We start from the raw sequence: 18,562 nt of genomic DNA on the forward strand, positions 1-18,562 counted from the left end.
TTCATTGTCATGCAACTGTCAAGCCGCTGTCAGTTGCATGACAATTCACCTGCTAGGCAATTTGCGAGGCATTTTCAATCCCGACGGGCGAAACGCGCGGCTGCGAGCGATGCGGCAAAGGCGATGGCCAGCATGGCGAAGGTGAATTCTGTCACCGCGCTCCAGCCACCGGCGATCCAGAAGATACCGCCTGCGGAACCTGCAATGCTGGAGCCGAGATAATAGGCCAAGAGGTAAAGCGATGATGCGTGACCCTTGGTATGAAGCGCCAGCCTTCCGACCAGAGCGCTGGCGACCGAGTGGCTGACGAAGAAGCCGACGGTCAGGAACACGATGCCGGTGATGATGACAGGCAAAGGCGCAAACAGGGTCAGCAACACGCCAGTCGCTTCAAGGCCGAGGCCGATGGGGAGAACGATGAAGTGCCCAAGCCTGTCGCCCATGCGACCCGCGATCCAGGATGCGGCAATGCCGAAAAGATAGACCGAGAAAATGGCGCCGAGTGCCGTCTGGCTCAGACTGTAAGGTGCGGCGACTAGACGGAAACCGATATAGTTATAGATCGTCACGAATGATCCCATGACGAGGAAGCCGATGGCGAACAGCAGCGGCAGGGCCGGATTGCGAATATGGCCAACCCAGGCGCTAAGGTGAAACCGCGCATTCAGTCCCGGACGCGGGGTGAAATTCTGCGAAGCGGGCAGAAGCATCAGAAAGCCGATGGCTGCGGCAAGGCCGAGCAGCCCCATGCCCGCAAGGCCAACGCGCCAGGAGAAGAATTCAGCCAGCGTTCCCGTGATGACACGGCCCGCCATGCCGCCAAAGGCGTTGCCGGCGATATAGAGGCCCATGGATGCACCAAGGCCGCGCGGGTCGATTTCTTCGGCAAGATAGGTCATGGCGACCGCCGGGACGCCGCCCAGCAGCAGGCCCTGCAAGGCGCGCAGTGCCAAAAGCATGTGCCAGTCCGGAACCAGTGCAGCGGCGATGGTGCAAAGCGCGGAGCCGAGCAGGGAGGCGAACATCAGCGAGCGGCGGCCAAAACGTTCGGAAACGATGGCCGCAAAGAAAATCGCAAAGGCGAGAAAACCGGTTGAAACGGAAAGCGACAGCGAGCTTGCCGCAGGCGTGATGTTGAAATCATGCGCGAAGAGCGGCATCAAAGGCTGCACGCAATAGAGAAGCGAGAAGGTTGCAAAGCCTGACAGGAAGAGCGCGACACTGGCATTGCGAAACGCGGGCGTACCCTTGACCAGATAATGCTTTTCTTCCGGTGCCGCTCCGGATGGTGTCGGCGCGGTGACCAGCTTGAGTGTGCTGTCTGCTGTTCTGACGCTATCGAGACTGCGTTCTTGGACGCGGGACATGACTTTGCCTTTTCAAAACCTCCCGAGCCTTGATCTAGTCAAAAGCGCATCATTTGTCTAATATATGGAACAGACGATTGTGATATGTTTTGGATATACCGATGGAACTGCGTCACCTCAGATATTTTCTGGCCGTCGCCGACGAGGGCAATTTTACACGGGCAGCGGCCAATCTCGGTATCGGTCAGCCGCCTTTGAGCCAGCAGATCCGCGATCTGGAAAACGAAATCGGTGTGGCGCTTTTTCACCGCGTTCCCCACGGGGCTGAGCTGACGGCGGCGGGCACGGCCTTTCTTGAGGAAGCGAAGGCTGCTGTCGCTGCCGCCGAAAAAGCCAAGCTTGCCGCGCAAAGTGCGGCGCGCGGCGAGACCGGGCGTCTGGCTTTGGGCTTCACCGCGTCGTCCGCCTTTAATCCGGTAGTCAGTGGCACGATCCGGCAGTTTCGCGCCCGCTGGCCGGAGGTGCGGCTGACGCTCACCGAGATGAATACCAGCCTCCTGATGGAAAGGCTTGTGCGCGGCGAGGTTGATGCCGCATTCATTCGGCCCGGTCTGGAAAACCCGAAGGATGTGCGGATGAAGCGCCTGGCCGATGAGCCGATGCTGATCGCCTTGCCGAGCCATCATCCGCTGGCGACCCATGAGATATTGCCGGTTTCGGCGCTGGCGAACGAAGCCTTTGTGATGTTTCCGCGCATTGTCGGCCTTAGTCTTTACGACGACGTGGTTGCGGCCTGCCGTGACGCTGGTTTTGAAATGATCGTCGCGCAGGAAGCGCCGCAAATGCCATCGGTCGTCAATCTGGTAGCCGCAGATCTGGGCGTTTCCATCGTACCGACCGCTATAGCACAGATCAGGCTTGCGGGCGTGACCTACCGACCGATTGAAGGCGAACCACTTTCCGCGCGTCTGGCGCTCGCCTCGATGAAGAGCAATCACTCCCCGTTGATCGACAATCTGATGAGCCTTTTGCCCAATCTGTGACGACCTTGGGCTATTAAGTTGACAAAAACGATCACAAATCGGTTGTTCGCGTCGATAAAGAGAAAATAGACGCCGCACTATTCAAAAACTTGCTAACAGGCGTTAGGGAAGGGCGCGTGTCCAAACCTCTTTAAACGCCGCCCCAAAAGTGTAAGCCGAGAATTTCGATGAACAGTTTGCTGAAGCGCTTTGCTGCTTATTATGAACCACACAAGGGCTTGTTTGCGCTTGATTTCTCAAGCGCCGTTCTTGCTGGTCTGCTGGAGCTGGCCTTTCCGGTTGCGGTGACGCTGTTCATCGATCGCCTGCTACCGACCAATCAGCTGGGGCTGATCGCGCTCGCCGTTGCCGGGCTGTTGCTGATCTATATTCTCAATGCCGGTTTACAGGTCGTCGTGACCTATTGGGGTCATATGCTCGGCATCAAGATCGAAACCGAGATGCGGCGCAAGGCCTTCGATCATCTGCAAAAGCTGTCGTTTCGTTTCTTCGACAATCAGAAGACCGGGCATCTGGTTGCCAAGCTGACCAAGGATCTGGAAGAGATCGGCGAAGTGGCCCATCACGGCCCCGAAGACCTGTTCATCGCCATCATGACGCTGATCGGCGCCTTTGTTCTGATGCTCTGGATTCATGTGCCGCTGGCGCTGATTACGGCGCTGGTTGTGCCGCTGACGGCGTTTGTGAGTATCCGCTATGGTAGCCGGATGACCTCGAACTGGCACGCGCTTTATGGCCGCGTTGGCGAGTTCAACGCGCGGATTGAGGAAAATGTCGGCGGCATTCGCGTCGTACAGGCCTTCACCAATGAGGACCACGAACGCAAGCTGTTTGCCGAGAGCAACCGCAACTATCTGACGACCAAATTGCGGGCCTACAAGATCATGGCGGCTTCCATGTCGCTGTCCTATCTTTCGATGCGCTTTGTCCAGATCATCGTCATGCTCGCAGGCGCATGGTTTGTCGTGCGCGGCCAGTTGACGGAAGGCGGTTTCGTCGGCTTCCTGCTGCTCATCGGTGTGTTCTTCCGACCCATTGAAAAGATCAATTCGATCATCGAAAGCTATCCGAAGGGCATTGCCGGGTTCCAGCGCTATTCGGCCTTTATCGATACGGAGCCGGATATTGCCGACAGGCCGGACGCCATGTCCGTGCAGCGGTTGCATGGCGGCATTGAGTATAAAGACGTCAGCTTCGGTTACCGGTCGGAAAAGCCGCTGCTGGCCCATCTGACCCTGTCGATCCGGGCGGGCGAAACGGTGGCCTTCGTCGGTTCATCCGGCGCAGGCAAGACGACGATCTGCTCGCTTCTGCCGCGCTTTTATGAAGTGACCGACGGCGCGATCAGCATCGATGGCACCGATATTCGCGACATGACGCTGAAATCGCTGCGGTCCAATATCGGCATTGTCAGCCAGGATGTGTTCCTGTTTGCCGGAACGATCCGCGACAATATCGCTTATGGCAGGCTGGAGGCTTCGGAGGAAGAAATCCTCGAAGCGGCGCGGCGCGCCCGTCTCGACGGCGTGATTGCCGCCTTGCCCGCCGGGCTAGACACGGTTGTGGGCGAACGCGGCGTCAAGCTTTCGGGCGGCCAGAAACAGCGTCTGGCGATTGCGCGCATCTTTCTGAAAAACCCGCCGATCCTGATCCTCGATGAAGCGACTTCGGCATTGGATACCGAAACCGAACGGGCGATCCAGCAGTCGCTTGCCGATCTTTCGGAAGGCCGCACCACGCTGGTCATCGCGCACCGGCTTGCAACCATCGTCAATGCGGATCGCATTGTCGTGGTGGAGGAAGGCCGCATCATCGAGCAGGGTATTCATGACGAGCTGGTGACCCGCTCGGGCGGGCGCTATCAGCAGCTTCATGCGGCGCAGGTCAACTGATCATTAGGCGGCGAATTATTCCGCTGCCTGTTTAACGCAACTGCGATTTTATCAAAATATCCTGTTCCAGCAGGCCCATTTCGGCGGCATAATCGTTCATCGTATCGGCAGGGAGACCGACATGGATGTAACGATTATAACGGGCGCGTCGGACGGTATCGGTGCTGAAACCGCGCGCCAGATAGCGCAACGTGATCGCGCCGGGGCCGCTCTTGTGCTGGCGGCGCGCAATGTCGAAAAGCTCGAAAAACTTGCAACCGAATTGCGGCAGCAGGGCAGCACCGTGCTTGTGGTGCCGACCGATGTTACCGACCGCGATGCCTGCATTGCGCTGATCGAAAAGACGGCATCGGCTTTTGGCCGGATCGACACGCTGATCGTCAATGCGGGTATGTCGGCCCATGCCAATTTCGCGGAAATCAAGCCGGAAGATCTGCAATGGATGCATGATCTGATGGAGCTGAACTATTTTGGCAGCGTCTGGCCGATCCATGCGGCGCTGCCTCATCTGGCAATGACCAGAGGGCGCATTGCGGTGGTCTCTTCCGTCGCGGGATTGATCGGTGTGCCGGGACGCTCGGCCTATAGCGGCACAAAATTCGCGCTGTCCGGTTTTTGTGAAGCGCTCCGCTCGGAACTGGAGCCAAGCGGCATTTCCGTGACGATTGTTTATCCCGGCGTCGTGAAAACCGATATTCGCAAGGTCGGCTATGGCGCCAGCGGCGAGGCGCTTGGAACCAGTGGCGTGCGCGAAGACGACATGATGTCGGTGGAAGAAGCGGTGCGTCTGATGCTGAATGGTTTGCGGATGCGCAAACGCGAGGTGTTGATGACCCGGCAGATGCGTCTGGGGCGCTGGCTGAAGCTGATCGCGCCGCGCGTGGTGGACCGCATGGCGCTCAAAGCGCTGAAGCCCGAATTTCGCCCGAAGCCGATCAAACCCGCGCAATAAAAGCTGGCTATTCCGGTTGCGGATTGACCATTTCATCTGTCTGTACTGAATATACCGGCTTCGAATCTGGCCGGAAGGAAGCATCTTGCGATGTTTTCCTGCGGCAGCAGATGCATGCTGACAGGTGAACTATGCCAACCGACGACCGTAAGAAAAGCCGGGTTACGCTTCTTGACGTGGCGCGCCATGCGAATGTTTCGCGGGCCACGGCATCGCTTGTCATCCGCAAGAGCCCGCTTGTCGGCGCGGCAACGCGGGAGAAGGTCGAGAGGGCGCTGCAAGAACTCGGCTACGTCTATAATATGGGCGCGGCGAGCTTGCGCGCCGACCGGTCCAACACAGTCGGCGTGATCGTTCCGACACTGGGCAATCCGTTTTATGGCGAGCTTCTGGCGGGCATCGACCGCGTGGTGGGCGAGGCCGGTATGGTCGTTCTTTTGGCCAACAGTCATGAAAATTTCGCCAATCAGAACACGCTGATGCAGCGCATGCGCGAGCATGGCGTCGATGGCGTGATCGTGTCGCTGACGGCTGGAACCGAACCCGGCTTCATCGAGCAGATTGTCGATTGGGGCCTGCCAGCCGTTCAGGTGCTGCGCCACGTAACCGACCGGATTGACTATGCCGGGGTCGATTATGCAGGCGGCATGCGGCAGGCGGTCAATCACCTGTCCGGGTTGGGGCACAAGACCATCGCCTTTGCGGTGCACGGGCCGGTGCATTCCGCCTATCGCGAACGCGTCGAGGGTTTTCGCGAGGCCATGCTGGAAAAGGGGCTGGACCCGGAACTGATCGTGCATCTGCCCAGCACGATGCCGGAAATTGCCCGGGCCGCGCCGCTGCTGTTTCAGCAGGAACCGGAACCAACGGCGGCGATCTGCTTTAACGATGTGATAGCGCTCGGTCTCTCCGCCGGGCTTTATGATTGCGGGCGGAAAATCGGCGAGGATTTTTCGTTGATCGGCTTTGACGATGTCAGCAATGCCGAGGCGACACGCCCGCGCCTGAGTTCAGTCGCGACGCGTCCGGTTACGGTTGGCGAAAACGCGGCCAGAATGCTGCTTTCACGGCTTGCCGAACCGGAAAAACCGGCAGAGCGGATCGTCAGCGAGACCTATTTGCAGGTTCGCCAGTCCTGTGGACGCCCCGTGGGCTGACGGTAAATTTGATCGTCTCATCCGAATTAATGATTGACGAGACGGGTTAAACGAATTTAGATCGATCTAAATTTGGTTGGTCTGGAGGAAGACCAGTCAATTCGCCGACCGGGAGGTTCCAGCATTGTACAATTTCAATTTCGCGCCCGTGTTCGCGTCGATGGACAAGCTGCTTCTCGGCGCCTGGCAAACGATTGAGCTTTCCGTCGCCGCGATGGTGCTCGGGCTGGTCGTTTCCATTGTGTGCGCCTGGGGCAAGACATCCGGCTCGAAGCCGGTGCGCTTCGTCATCGACGCCTATATCGAGATCATTCGCAACACGCCGTTTCTGGTGCAGATTTTCTTCATCTTCTTCGGTCTGCCTTCGGCGGGCTTGCGCCTGTCGCCCAACAGTGCGGCGCTTTTGGCGCTGGTGGTGAATTTCGGCGCCTATGGCACGGAAATCATCCGCGCAGGCATCGAGTCCATCCATAAGGGGCAGGTGGAGGCGGGCACCGCGCTCGGCCTCTCGCGCCTGCAAGTCTTCCGTTACATCATCATGAAACCGGCGCTGCGTACGGTCTATCCATCGCTGACCAGCCAGTTCATCTATCTGATGCTGACGTCGAGCGTCGTGTCGGTGATTTCGGCCAATGAACTCGCCGCCGCCGGTAACGATCTCCAGTCTGCGACCTTCGCCAGCTTCGAGGTCTATATCGTCATCACGCTCATGTATCTCGTCATGTCCATCGGTTTTTCGGCGGTGTTTTCGCTGATCGAGAAACTGGCGTTCAAATATCCCCTGAGCCGATAGGAGCAAGGCCATGATCAGACCTTTCGGCTGGAACGAATTTCTCATTATCGTCTATGCGGCACAGTGGACCATCGCGCTCTCGGCCATCGCCTTTGTGGGCGGCGGCATTGGCGGCATGATCGTGGCGCTGATGCGTGTTTCGGATAATCGTGTGCTGCGCTATATCGCGCTTGGCTTCATCCGGCTGTTTCAGGGCACGCCGCTTCTGATGCAGCTTTTTCTGGTGTTCTTCGGCCTCAATATTTTCGGCCTTGGCATCAATCCATGGATTGCAGCGGCCATCGCCTTGACCCTGCATGCCAGCGCTTTCCTCGGCGAAATCTGGCGCGGTTGTATCGACGCGGTGCCGCCCGGCCAGCGGGAAGCGGCAACGGCGCTCGGCCTGCGCTACTACAACCGCATGCGCTATATCATTCTGCCGCAAGCTGCACGCATTTCGGTTGCGCCAACGGTGGGCTTCCTTGTGCAGCTGATCAAGGGCACCTCGCTTGCCGCCATTATCGGCTTTACCGAACTGACGCGTCAGGGCCAGATCATCAACAATGCAACCTTCAGCCCTTTCATGGTCTTTGGCACGGTGGCGGTTGTCTATTTCATTCTGTGCTGGCCGCTTTCGATACTAGCCCGCAACATGGAAACCAAATTTTCTCGCGCAACCGCTCGGTAATCGGGGGCTTTTGTCGAGATAAGAGCACATCCCGAAAAGTGTGAAACGGTTTTCGGATAAGATGTGCGTCAAAAAGGGATTAGAGCGCGCTCTAATCTGCCGGCGAGGAGTCCGGTCTAACAATAGGGAAGGGAAAAACATGAATATCACCAGACGTATAGCGATGACACTGATCGGCGCGGGCGCGCTTGCCACTGCCTTTGCGCCAGCCGCATTCGCGCAGACCGTCGAAGGCATCAAGTCGGCGGGCACGATCAAGATCGGCATGCTGGTCGATTTTCCGCCATTCGGCATCATGAACACCAGCAACGAGCCGGACGGCTACGATGCCGATGTGGCCAAGTTGCTCGCTGCCGAGCTGGGTGTAAAGGCGCAGATCGTGCCGGTCACCGGCCCGAACCGCATTCCATATTTGCAGAGCGGACAGGTTGACGTGCTGGTGGCTTCGCTGGGCATCACCGAAGAACGCGCCAAGAGCGTCGATTTCTCCCAGCCTTATGCCGGTATTTCCATCGGCGTTTTCGGGCCGAAGGATGCCGCAGTCGCCAAGCCGGAGGACCTGTCAGGCAAGACCATCGGCGTGGCGCGTGCCTCGACGCAGGATACCGCAGTAACCAAGGTTGCGCCGAAAGATGCCAATATCCGCCGCTTCGATGACGATGCCAGCGCCGTGCAGGCTCTCCTGTCGGGTCAGGTCGATTTGATCGGTCTTTCCAATGTCGTTGCCGCCGAAATCGAAAAGGCAGCACCGGGCCGTTACGAGCAGAAAATCCAGCTCAGCCAGCAGGTGCAGGGCATCGCGGTGCGCAAGGGTTCGACTGAAATGCTCGAATTCGTCAACAAGTTCATCGAGAAGGTGAAGGGCGACGGCGAGTTGAACAAGATCCATGAAAAATGGCTCGGTTCTCCGTTGCCGGATTTCGTTTCCAAGGCGAAGTAATTTTTGACCGGCGCCATGCCCTGCATTGGCCGGGCATGGCCGCAAACGCCGCATCAGGCGATCACGTTCAGCAAAGCGAGTTCTCGACATGACTAAGACGGCTCAGAACACGGCTCACGGGGCATCGCAGGACTCCGGTACTGCGGTGCTGATGGAAGGCGTCAACAAATGGTATGGCACCTATCACGCGCTGCGAAATATCAATCTGACTGTGGCGCGCGGCGAACGCATCGTCATTTGCGGCCCGTCCGGCTCGGGCAAGTCGACGCTGATCCGCTGCATCAACCAGCTTGAAACCATTCAGGAAGGGCGCATTGTTGTCGACGGCTTCGACCTCACGGCGGGCGGCAAGAATGTCGATATCATCCGGCAGGAAACCGGCATGGTGTTCCAGCAGTTCAATCTTTTCCCGCATATGACCGTTCTGGAAAACTGCACGCTGGCACCGATGAAGGTGCGCGGCGTCGCCAAAGCGGAAGCCGAAAAGACGGCGCGCAAGTTTCTGGAGCGCGTGCGCATTCCCGAACAGGCGGACAAATATCCTGCCCAACTTTCCGGCGGTCAGCAGCAGCGCGTGGCGATTGCACGCGCATTGTGCATGAATCCGAAGATCATGCTTTTCGATGAGCCGACTTCGGCGCTCGATCCGGAAATGGTCAAGGAAGTTCTGGACACCATGATCGATCTCGCCAGAGAGGGCATGACCATGCTCTGCGTCACCCACGAAATGGGCTTTGCGCGACAGGTTGCCGACCGGGTGATCTTCATGGATCAGGGTCAGATTCTCGAAATGGCGGAGCCGGAGGAATTCTTCGGCAATCCGAAGCATGAGCGGACAAGAGCTTTTATCGGCCAGATTTCCTGACCGCCCGAAATGATATGTTCTGACGCATGGCGCGAAAGCTATTTCCCACCTTTCGCGCTGTGTTCCCCCCAATCTGGAACTGGAGTTTGACGTGACGAACGAAATTCTGCTCGTGGAGCCGATGATGCCTGCAATCGAGGAACGCCTCGATGCGGCTTACAAGGTTCACCGGCTTTACCAGGCGGACGAAAAAGCGGCGCTCGCTGAGGCTTTGGGTTCGATCCGCGCGGTAGTGACCGGCGGTGGCTCGGGCCTGTCGAATGAATGGATCGAGCGTCTGCCGTCGCTTGGCCTGATTGCCATCAACGGTGTCGGGACGGATAAGGTCGATCTGCCCTTTGCGCGTGGCCGCAATGTGCATGTGAGCACGACCCCGGGCGTATTGACCGACGACGTTGCCGATACCGGTATTGCTCTGATGCTGGCGGTCCTGCGCCATGTAGCGCTTGGCGATAGATTTGTTCGCGAAGGCAAATGGGCTGAACGTCAGGCCTTCCCGCTGGGCACCAGCCCCAAGGGCAAGCGCATCGGCGTTCTCGGCCTTGGCCAGATCGGCAAGTCGCTGGCAAAGCGCGCCGAGGCTTTCGGCATGGAGGTGCATTACTGGAACCGCTCGCCGGTGACGGGTGCGAACTGGATTGCCCATGCATCGCCGGTGGAACTGGCTGAACACAGCGATGTTCTGGCGGTTTGCGTGGCGGCCAATGCCTCCACGGCCAATATCGTCAATAAGGATGTGCTGGCGGCGCTTGGCAACAAGGGCTACCTGATCAATGTCGCGCGCGGCACGGTCATCGATGAGGACGCGCTTCTGGCCGCACTCAAGGATGGCGTCATTGCCGGTGCCGGTCTTGATGTCTTCGTCAACGAGCCGACAATCCGCGAAGAGTTCTTCACTGCTCCCAACACCGTTTTGATGCCGCATCAGGGCAGTGCAACTGTCGAAACGCGCATCGGCATGGGTGAGCTGGTGCTTGCCAATTTGCAGGCCTATTTCGCAGGCGATGTTCCGCCCACCAAGGTAAATTGAGTTTTCCGATGATTGTCAGACAGGCTTTCTTCGAAGGCGCTATTCATGCCGGGCGCGAGGATGCGTTCAAGGCTTATGTCGCGAAAACCCTGATGCCGATGTGGCTTCAGTTTCCTGGCATCCGCGATGTGCGCGTGCTTTACGCCGTGGAACGGGACGAAGGCGCGCCATCCTACCCGATGGTGCTATGGACGGTGTATGACAGCCGGGAAGCATTGGCGGAAGCGCTTGCTTCACCCATCCGCTATGAAAGCCGGGAGGCCACCAAGGGCCTTTTGGCCATGTTCGACGGCCATATCCACCACCATGTTTTCGACCTCGCTCTGGTGGGCGAGGTGACGGGTTAAACGCACTTCGGCCAGCGCTGGATGCGCTGGCCGAGTGAGTCTCTCTTAGCTTTTTGTTATTTGTCCAAGCGGTAAAATTTGCAGTTTCGCCCCGATATTCGAGTATATGAGGATGTGATCACATAGATGTGATCACATAGACGATAGCGGGCTGGATTTGGCCATTTTCCGGCATTTGGCGGGCAGTTTCTTTACCGGAGGCGCGGCTTTGCGGCCCTGAATTCCCTCATGTTTTGCACAGCTAGGGTACAAGTTATTTGAACTGTTCTAGTCTGGTGTGTATCGAACGCTATGTTTTTCTTAATCGCGCCATGCGGTTTCATTTCAGAAAAGCATCCCTCCGTCTTACCCACCTAACTGGCAGGAAACGACAATGACTGACCTCCCCGGATATCCGAGTCGTCGCAGTTTTCTGAAAGCCTCCGCAGCAAGCGTCATGCTTTCAGGACTGGCTGTCTCAGCCCAGGCTGAACCGAAGACGCCCCCGGTTCCGCTCGAAGACCATGAACGCCAATATTTTAACGATCTCGAATGGGCATTTATCCTTGCCGCGACGGCGAGGCTGATCCCGTCGGATGGCGATGGCCCCGGTGCCCTTGAAACCCGCGTCCCTGTCTTCATCGATCTCCAGCTTGCCGGAGATTATGGCCGTGCCGATGACTGGTACATGGTTGGTCCGCACGATCCGTCGGCTGATCCGACCCGCGGCTGGCAGACCCCGCTCAACCCGGCGCAGATTTACCGTCAGGGCATCCCGGCCTTCAATGGCTGGTGCGAGCAGAAATATAGCGCCGCTTTTACCGCTTTGACCCCTGAACAGCAGGATGAAGCGCTGACCGCTCTTCAAAAGGGCGAGGTTGGTTTGCAGCCGGAACTGCGCGAGTTCTTCGCGCTGCTGCTCCAGAACACCAAGGAAGGCTATTTCGCCGACCCGATGTATGGCGGCAATCACGGCATGCAGGCCTGGACCTATATCGGCTTCCCCGGTGCGCGCGGCAGCTACAAGGAATGGGTTGAGCGCTACAATGTGGCCTACCCGCTGGGTCCGGTTTCGATCAAGGGCGAAAGGGCTTAACCATGGCACGTCAGGAAAAGAAGAAAGACGTGGTCATTGTCGGCCTCGGCTGGACCGGCTCCATTCTGGCAATGGAACTGGCGCAGGAAGGCCTTGACATCGTCGCGCTGGAACGTGGCCACGATCAGAATACCGTGCCAGATTTCAAATATCCGAACATGATCGACGAACTGAAATACGGCGTGCGTCTGAAGATGATGCAGCGCGCCAGCCAGCAGACCGTCACCGTGCGCCGCCATGCGGATGAAAACGCGCTGCCTTACCGCAGCTTCGGTTCGTTTCTGCCGGGCAACGGCGTGGGTGGTGCGGGCACGCACTGGAACGGCCTTAACTGGCGTCCGCAGGCCGAAGAACTTAGACTGCGTTCTCACGTGCGCGAGCATTGGGGCGAGCAGATCATCCCGGAAGACATGCTTCTGGGCGATTATCCTGTCACTTATGACGAGATGGAACCCTTCTTCGACCGCTTCGAGCGCGTCGCCGGTATTTCCGGCAAGGCCGGTAACATCAAGGGCAAGATCGTTGAGGGCGGCAACCCGTTTGAGGGCTGGCGTTCGAACGAATACCCAATGCCCCCGATGAAGACGACCTGGGACGGTCGCAAATTTGCCGATGCGGCAAAAGCCGCCGGTTACCACCCGTTCCCATCGCCGGGGGGCATTGCTTCGACGGCCTATGTCAATGAATATGGCATGCAGATGGGACCGTGCAATCATTGCGGTTTCTGCGAGCGCTATGGCTGCTATCAATATTCGAAGTCGTCGCCGCAAACGACGATCCTCGATGCGCTGAAGCGGATGCCAAACTTCTCCTATCGCACGGAATCGGAAGTGTTGCGCGTTGAAATGGCCCCGGATGGCAAGACCGCAACCGGCGTAACCTATTTCGACGACAAGACGCAGGAAGAAGTCTTCCAGCCTGCCGATCTCGTCATTTTGTCGTCGTTCCAGCTGAACAATGTGCATCTGGCGCTGCTGTCGGGCATCGGACAGCCTTACGATCCGGCAACGGGCGAAGGCGTGACGGGCCGTAACTACGCCTATCAGCTGACCGGCGGCGTGACGCTGTTCTTCAAGGATGAGGAATTCAATCCGTTCATCGGTACTGGCGCTAACGGCATGTGTATCGATGATTTCGGCATCAACCAGATCGATTTCGGTCGTGAGGGCTTCATCGGCGGTGCCTATTGGCGCACGGGCCAGACCAACGGCCAGCCGATCCGCAGCATGACGCTGCCCTCCGGCACGCCTGGCTGGGGCGCTGGCTGGAAGAAGGCGATTGCCGAATGGTATGGCCATTCGATGAACATCGGAACGCATGGTTCCGTCATGTCCTACAAGACCAACCATCTCGATCTTGACCCGACCTACAAGGACCCGCACGGTCGTCCGCTGATGCGCATGACCTTCAACTGGAATCCGAATGATATCCGGATGACCCAGTTCATGAAGACCAAGGCGGAAGCGCTGGCCAAGACCATGAATCCGGACCTGATACAGTCCTCCTTCAAGAAGGAAGGTGCGCAGTTCGATGTTCGTCCCTATCAGACGACGCATACGACCGGTGGGCACATCATGTCGGAAAATGCACGTGAGGGCGTCGTCAATCGCTTCTCGCAGGCATGGGACAAGCACAATGTGTTCATGCTTGGCGCGGGTAACTTCGTGCAGAACACCCAGTACAACCCGACCGGCTTGCTCGGCGGCCTTGCTTACTGGACCGCACATGCGATCCGCACGCAGTATCTTTCCAATCCGCGTCCGCTGGTTTGAGGAGAACGGTGATGAAAACTTTTCTTCGCATAATCGGTGTTCTCGTCGTTCTCGGCATCGTCGCGCTCCTGGCATTCCTGTTCGTTCCCGTGCAGCTTACCAAGCCGACGAAGGAACTGGCCGCTGACTGGAAACCGGCCAAGGGTCAGGGCGAATATGTCATGTATGCGTCCGACTGCATGGCCTGCCATACGGCCGATGGCGGCAAGCCGTTTGCCGGTGGTCGCGCCATTGCAAGCCCGATGGGCACTATCTGGACGACCAATATTACGCCGGACAAGGAAAGCGGTATCGGAAACTGGACGCTCGATCAGTTCCGCGCCGCGCTCTATGACGGTATTCGTGCCGATGGCGCGCATCTTTACCCGGCCATGCCTTACGAAAACTATCGCAAGCTGACCGAAGAAGATGTTCGTGCGCTCTACGATTACTTCATGCACGATGTGCAGCCGGTGAAGAACGACGTCCAGCAGACCGAACTGGGCTTCCCGTTCAATATGCGCTTCGGCATCCGCGCCTGGAACTGGCTCGCGCTGACGCACAAGGCTGGCTTCACGCCCGCAGGCAAGAACGAGGTGCAGGAGCGCGGCCAGTATCTGGTCGAAGGTTCGGCGCATTGTGCGGCCTGCCACAGCCCACGCAACAGCTTCATGGCGCAGGATGGTGTCAGTGCGGGCGACAAGAATTTCCTGTCGGGCGGTGTCATCGACGGTTGGAACGCGCCTGCGCTGCGCGGCCCGCAATCGGCTCCACAGAAATGGTCGGTCGAGGAAATGGCCACCTATCTCGCAACGGGTCGCAATTCCTATTCGACCGCAAACGGCGAAATGGGTCTGGTGGTCGAGCATTCACTCCAGCACCTGACGGATGCCGACAATCTCGCGATTGCTGCTTTCCTCAAGGGTGTCGATGGGGCGACTGTCGAGGTTCCGCAGAGCTTCGCGGCCAAGGTTTCCACGGCGCTTCCGGCAGCACCTGCCGATGCCGCTGGCGAAGCAACCGCGAAGATGCTGACGGAAGCCTCTCCGGACATGCCGGTGGGTGCGCGTCTTTATCTCGACAATTGCGCTGCCTGCCACTTCGTGACCGGCAAGGGTGCGCCGGGAATTTTCCCGGAACTGGCTGACAATGATCTGGTGACAGGTTCGGAAGTGAAGCCGCTGATCTCGGTCATCCTGCACGGTGCCGAAGTGCCTTCGACGGCAAAGCGTCCGATGCGTCTTGTGATGCAGGGCTATGCCGATCGCCTGACGGATCAGGAAGTGGCGGACCTCGCCTCCTTCGTTCGCTCCGCATGGGGCAACAAGGCGGGCGCGGTTTCGGCTGGTGATGTGGCTGCGGTTCGCAAGAGCGAAGCAGCAGCGCACTGATCTGTCGCAGAATTTGCAGAAGAATAGGCGGCGGCGCGAAAGCTCCGCCGCCCTATTTCTTTCGGGCTGGCTTTGCGCTGTTGAGCGTGATGGCGGCGCGAACGAGCGCGGTGAGCGCATCGGCGTCGATTTCTTCGCCTTCACGAATATCGATGGCCCGGCGCACATTGCCCTCGAGACTGGAATTGAACAGACCGCTTGGATCGTCCAGCGATGCACCTTTGGCGAAAGTCAGTTTGACGACCTGCTTATAAGTCTCGCCCGTGCAGATAATGCCATCGCGCTCCCATACGGGTACGCCGCGCCATTTCCATGTTTCAATGATTGCCGGATCGGCTTTGGTGATGATGGCGCGAACTTTGGCCAGCGTTTCGCCTCTCCAGTCGGCAAGCTCCGCGACGCGCTTATCGATCAGGCGCGAAGCGGAGATGTTTTCATCAGCTGTCGGCGTTTTGTTCATTTTCGGTCCTCCTCCATTCCACCCGCGAGGATGTTAGAACACGGGAAGCCGAAAAATGAAACGGCTTTGCATTAGGCGCCCCTTATGCTTCAGCGCCAGAATTTCTTGGCGTCGAGAACATTGTCGAGCGCCGTCTGCGCCTTTTCGATCAGCTGTTTTTTATCGGCATGGAAGATCAGCTTCTGAGCCTCCGGCGTTTCTTCAATGCCATATTGTTTCAGCACATCGTGGCCGATGGCCAGATCGTTGAGCGCACCCAGCCGGTCTTGCAGCGCTTCCATTGCCTTGTTGAAATTCTTGTACCGGCGCAGCCCCCGCTTGTCGGCAAAGAGTGGTGCGAAGAATTCTGCCGCATAACGCAATTTCTTCGCGTCTTTTCGAGCCTCATGCCGGTGTTCATCGTCGATTTCAGCAAGGTCGCGACCGTGCTTCTTGAGCTTCTTGCGCATCCGGTCGAGCGCTTTTGCGGCAAAATCTTCGACGGGCTTTCCACCGTCGGGATGTTTGGCATAGTCACCGCAGAGCAACCATTCGTTGAAGTCGAGCATCAGCGCTCGGCTGCGATCCGACGCAAGTGCTTCGACGATTTTGGCATAGCTGCCCTTGCGGGCGGTCTCCAGTTTTTCCCACAGTTCTCCATCGGCGGCCTTCAGCAGAAGCACATCCAGATTGCGGGCATCGCCGAGTGTGTTGGCCAGCCAGCGGAATTCGTCCGAAAATCGCTTTGCATTTTCATCCAGCAGGGGTTTGAAAAGTGACAGCGCCGAGCGCAGCCGCCGGATGGCAACGCGCGCCTGATGCAGGCTGCCCGCATGTCCCTTTTGCAGCAGCAAGGTCTCGTTCAGGCGAAACTGCCGAAAGCAGGAAAGCGCAATCATGCGGAAACCTTCATCCGCAGTCAGGCGCGGCTCCAGACCGATTGCTTCGGCCTTGGCGGCATTGCGCATGGCCGACAATAAACGGTAGCCGCGTTCCGATTTGGATTGAACGCCAATCTTCACCGGAACGATTGCGTTGACCTTGCGGGCGAGGGCGAAAAGCTGGCGTGGATCGCCGCCTTTCAATTCCAGTTCGATCTCGTGAAAGGGCGCCTGCCTGTCACCCGCCATGACGATTCCGGCATCGGCAGCCACTTCGATCCTGGAGGTGCCTTCAGTCAGGTTCCAGATGCGGCGGTTGGTGACAACTTCAAACTGCACGACAAGATCGCGTTCGATCGGGCCGAAGCGGTTGAGAAGTGGGCTGTTATAGTCGAACACGGGCGTGTTTGTTCGCGCCGGGGTTTCCCATTCGGAACGGGCGAAAAGCGAGGCGTTGGAGCCGGTCGCCTTTACGGTCTGGATGGTTTTCTCGCCGGAGCGGCGGATGCGCAAGGTGAAACCATTATCGAAAAGCCGGCGATCGCCAGTGTCGAAATAAACCGAGTGCAATTCCCGCGTGGCGGCAGGCTGCCCCAAAAAGCTGGAGAGAGCGATCTTTTCGAGATCGGCAGGGGAAATTTCGAGCTTCAGTTCGATTTCGGTCAATGGCGAACTCCTTATAGCCAGCCCCGACGACGCCTGTTCCGACTAACTAATAGAAACTTCTGTCAGTCTCATGACGAAGATTATGCCAGATTCACTTGAACCTCGCCTATGATGTTCTGTGTATTGGCTCTATCAGCTGTTTTCAGGAACCCGCGTGGCGGAATCTCTTAAGATCAGTTCAACCGGCCAGAGTTCGTGGATATCGGTCGCGGCGCGACCGTCGAGAATGTCCATCAGAAGGTCGGCGCAGCGTTTGCCCGCCGCCCGCATGGATGAGCGCGTGGCCGCCAGCGACGGCACCATATTTTCGGCACTGAGGAAGGAGATGACATCGTCATGGGCGATGACTGAGATATCCTTGCCGATGGTCAGCCCGAACGAGCGCGCCGCGCGATAGATGCCAAGCGCCGTCATCATCGATCCGGCAACAAAGGCGGTCGGGCGCGGGTTGCGCTCCAAGAGCTTGAGTGCAAGGCGATAGCCGATTTCGTCGGTAAAATCGCCATGCTCCACCAGATCGGGATCGAAGGGAACGCCTCTGCTTTCCAGCGCCTTGCGATAGCCTTCGTCGCGGTGGAGCGAAAATGTGAAGCCATAGCGCCCGTTGATCATCGCGACACGGCGATGCCCAAGATCCAGCAGATGCGCCGTCGAGCGACAGACCGCGCCTTCATTGTCGATATCCAGCCAGGCATGCGGAATGTCGGTTTCCGAACGTCCATGCACCAGAAACGGCATGCCGAGTTCATGCAGCAGCCGAATCCGCTCATCATTCGGCTTCGGTGAGGTCACGATGATTGCATCGACCCGGCGACTTGTCGCGAGGCGGCGGCAAATCTGAACTTCATCATCCGTACCATTGTGGGAAATTGGGCTGACGAGAATATCCACCTCATCCTGACTGAGCCGCTCGGCCATGCCGCGCATGAATTCTGCAAAATGAAATTCGCTGTTGCGCCCCATCACGACGCCGATGGCTCCGGCACGCCCGGTTGCAAGCCTGACCGCATTTTCATTGGGGCGATAACCGAGACGAACGGCTTCATCCATCACCCGCTTGCGCGTGCTCTCGGCGACTTCAGGATAGCCGCTTAATGCACGACTGACGGTCGTGGCTGAAAGCCCCAGTTGTTTGGCAAATTCACGAAGTTTCATTTGGCATGTCGAGTTGAGAGGCGGGCAAGGCGGCGGGATTATAGCCGCTTCCTTGCGATTAACAATCGGCGTGCCCGTCGCAGAGCGACGTGGCTGATTATCATTGTGCTATAAATCCAAACCGCTTTCAAGTTCGTTTCAAAAAGAAGCATCAAACCGCGTTCGCGTCAGGCGCGCAAGGCCATCGTCCGACGAACGTGTCTTTCTCAAG

At 58.0% G+C, this 18,562-nt stretch carries 17 protein-coding genes; 13 read left to right on the forward strand and 4 right to left on the reverse strand.

Translation table 11 applies throughout. The annotated features are described in order from the left end of the window. Nucleotides 1-74: 74 nt before the first annotated feature. Nucleotides 75-1,367, reverse strand: coding sequence for an MFS transporter (locus tag D8666_RS14410; protein ID WP_121538446.1), 1,293 nt, complete (start codon nt 1,365-1,367; stop codon nt 75-77). Nucleotides 1,368-1,468: 101 nt separating this feature from the next. Between D8666_RS14410 and D8666_RS14415 the strand changes: the two genes are divergently transcribed. The 13 genes from D8666_RS14415 (at nt 1,469) to D8666_RS14475 (ending at nt 15,210) form a co-directional block, all read left to right on the forward strand. Beyond that, on the forward strand, nt 1,469-2,350 hold the full coding sequence (locus tag D8666_RS14415) for a LysR family transcriptional regulator (RefSeq protein WP_109366894.1): 882 nt from the start codon (nt 1,469-1,471) through the stop codon (nt 2,348-2,350). A 167-nt stretch (nt 2,351-2,517) separates the two neighbouring features. Continuing rightward, on the forward strand, nt 2,518-4,242 hold the full coding sequence (locus D8666_RS14420; protein ID WP_121538448.1) for an ABC transporter ATP-binding protein: 1,725 nt from the start codon (nt 2,518-2,520) through the stop codon (nt 4,240-4,242). Between the two features lie 121 nt (nt 4,243-4,363). Then, nucleotides 4,364-5,194 carry an SDR family oxidoreductase gene (locus tag D8666_RS14425; RefSeq protein ID WP_121538450.1) on the forward strand — a complete coding sequence of 277 codons (831 nt, stop codon included), beginning with the start codon at nt 4,364-4,366 and terminating at the stop codon, nt 5,192-5,194. Between the two features lie 131 nt (nt 5,195-5,325). Beyond that, nucleotides 5,326-6,351 (forward strand): LacI family DNA-binding transcriptional regulator, encoded by a 1,026-nt coding sequence (locus tag D8666_RS14430; RefSeq protein WP_121538452.1) that lies wholly within the window; start codon nt 5,326-5,328, stop codon nt 6,349-6,351. A gap of 124 nt (nt 6,352-6,475) precedes the next feature. Then, nucleotides 6,476-7,144, forward strand: coding sequence for an amino acid ABC transporter permease (locus D8666_RS14435; protein ID WP_109366898.1), 669 nt, complete (start codon nt 6,476-6,478; stop codon nt 7,142-7,144). 10 nt (nt 7,145-7,154) lie between these two features. Further along, complete coding sequence (locus tag D8666_RS14440) at nt 7,155-7,811, forward strand: amino acid ABC transporter permease (RefSeq protein WP_109366899.1); 657 nt, start codon at nt 7,155-7,157, stop codon at nt 7,809-7,811. 139 nt (nt 7,812-7,950) lie between these two features. Beyond that, complete coding sequence (locus D8666_RS14445) at nt 7,951-8,751, forward strand: transporter substrate-binding domain-containing protein (RefSeq protein WP_109366900.1); 801 nt, start codon at nt 7,951-7,953, stop codon at nt 8,749-8,751. 88 nt (nt 8,752-8,839) lie between these two features. Then, complete coding sequence (locus D8666_RS14450; protein WP_109366901.1) at nt 8,840-9,616, forward strand: amino acid ABC transporter ATP-binding protein; 777 nt, start codon at nt 8,840-8,842, stop codon at nt 9,614-9,616. 79 nt (nt 9,617-9,695) lie between these two features. Then, nucleotides 9,696-10,646: a 2-hydroxyacid dehydrogenase gene (locus tag D8666_RS14455; protein WP_109366902.1), complete on the forward strand. Its 951-nt coding sequence runs from the start codon at nt 9,696-9,698 to the stop codon at nt 10,644-10,646. A gap of 8 nt (nt 10,647-10,654) precedes the next feature. Further along, nucleotides 10,655-10,993 (forward strand): EthD domain-containing protein, encoded by a 339-nt coding sequence (locus D8666_RS14460; protein ID WP_109366903.1) that lies wholly within the window; start codon nt 10,655-10,657, stop codon nt 10,991-10,993. A 373-nt stretch (nt 10,994-11,366) separates the two neighbouring features. Beyond that, a complete protein-coding gene (locus tag D8666_RS14465; RefSeq protein WP_109366904.1) occupies nt 11,367-12,068 on the forward strand; it encodes a gluconate 2-dehydrogenase subunit 3 family protein in 702 nt (233 codons plus the stop codon). A gap of 2 nt (nt 12,069-12,070) precedes the next feature. After that, nucleotides 12,071-13,840, forward strand: a complete 1,770-nt coding sequence (locus D8666_RS14470; protein WP_109366905.1) for a GMC family oxidoreductase — start codon at nt 12,071-12,073, stop codon at nt 13,838-13,840. 11 nt (nt 13,841-13,851) lie between these two features. Beyond that, the gene (locus D8666_RS14475) at nt 13,852-15,210 is read left to right on the forward strand and encodes a cytochrome c (protein ID WP_121538454.1); all 1,359 of its coding nucleotides are present in this window, start codon (nt 13,852-13,854) and stop codon (nt 15,208-15,210) included. 52 nt (nt 15,211-15,262) lie between these two features. On the opposite strand, the gene D8666_RS14480 is transcribed toward D8666_RS14475, so the two are convergent. From D8666_RS14480 to D8666_RS14490, 3 genes are all read right to left on the reverse strand, one after another. Continuing rightward, entirely contained in the window at nt 15,263-15,670 is a 408-nt protein-coding gene (locus D8666_RS14480; protein ID WP_109366907.1) for a DUF1801 domain-containing protein, read from the reverse strand. Nucleotides 15,671-15,759: 89 nt separating this feature from the next. Next, nucleotides 15,760-17,196 (reverse strand): CYTH and CHAD domain-containing protein, encoded by a 1,437-nt coding sequence (locus D8666_RS14485; RefSeq protein WP_235858970.1) that lies wholly within the window; start codon nt 17,194-17,196, stop codon nt 15,760-15,762. A gap of 132 nt (nt 17,197-17,328) precedes the next feature. Continuing rightward, entirely contained in the window at nt 17,329-18,351 is a 1,023-nt protein-coding gene (locus tag D8666_RS14490) for a substrate-binding domain-containing protein (RefSeq protein WP_109366909.1), read from the reverse strand. Between the last annotated feature and the right edge of the window lie 211 nt (nt 18,352-18,562).

It is taken from the genome of Ochrobactrum soli (assembly GCF_003664555.1).
Lineage (GTDB): Bacteria > Pseudomonadota > Alphaproteobacteria > Rhizobiales > Rhizobiaceae > Brucella > Brucella teleogrylli.

Bases quoted from the DNA above. Each gene is read 5' to 3' on its own strand.
- D8666_RS14410 (WP_121538446.1), bottom strand. From the start codon at position 1,367: ATGTCCCGCGTCCAAGAACGCAGTCTCGATAGCGTCAGAACAGCAGAC.
- D8666_RS14415 (WP_109366894.1), top strand. From the start codon at position 1,469: ATGGAACTGCGTCACCTCAGATATTTTCTGGCCGTCGCCGACGAGGGC.
- D8666_RS14420 (WP_121538448.1), top strand. From the start codon at position 2,518: ATGAACAGTTTGCTGAAGCGCTTTGCTGCTTATTATGAACCACACAAG.
- D8666_RS14425 (WP_121538450.1), top strand. From the start codon at position 4,364: ATGGATGTAACGATTATAACGGGCGCGTCGGACGGTATCGGTGCTGAA.
- D8666_RS14430 (WP_121538452.1), top strand. From the start codon at position 5,326: ATGCCAACCGACGACCGTAAGAAAAGCCGGGTTACGCTTCTTGACGTG.
- D8666_RS14440 (WP_109366899.1), top strand. From the start codon at position 7,155: ATGATCAGACCTTTCGGCTGGAACGAATTTCTCATTATCGTCTATGCG.
- D8666_RS14445 (WP_109366900.1), top strand. From the start codon at position 7,951: ATGAATATCACCAGACGTATAGCGATGACACTGATCGGCGCGGGCGCG.
- D8666_RS14450 (WP_109366901.1), top strand. From the start codon at position 8,840: ATGACTAAGACGGCTCAGAACACGGCTCACGGGGCATCGCAGGACTCC.
- D8666_RS14460 (WP_109366903.1), top strand. From the start codon at position 10,655: ATGATTGTCAGACAGGCTTTCTTCGAAGGCGCTATTCATGCCGGGCGC.
- D8666_RS14465 (WP_109366904.1), top strand. From the start codon at position 11,367: ATGACTGACCTCCCCGGATATCCGAGTCGTCGCAGTTTTCTGAAAGCC.
- D8666_RS14470 (WP_109366905.1), top strand. From the start codon at position 12,071: ATGGCACGTCAGGAAAAGAAGAAAGACGTGGTCATTGTCGGCCTCGGC.
- D8666_RS14475 (WP_121538454.1), top strand. From the start codon at position 13,852: ATGAAAACTTTTCTTCGCATAATCGGTGTTCTCGTCGTTCTCGGCATC.
- D8666_RS14480 (WP_109366907.1), bottom strand. From the start codon at position 15,670: ATGAACAAAACGCCGACAGCTGATGAAAACATCTCCGCTTCGCGCCTG.
- D8666_RS14490 (WP_109366909.1), bottom strand. From the start codon at position 18,351: ATGAAACTTCGTGAATTTGCCAAACAACTGGGGCTTTCAGCCACGACC.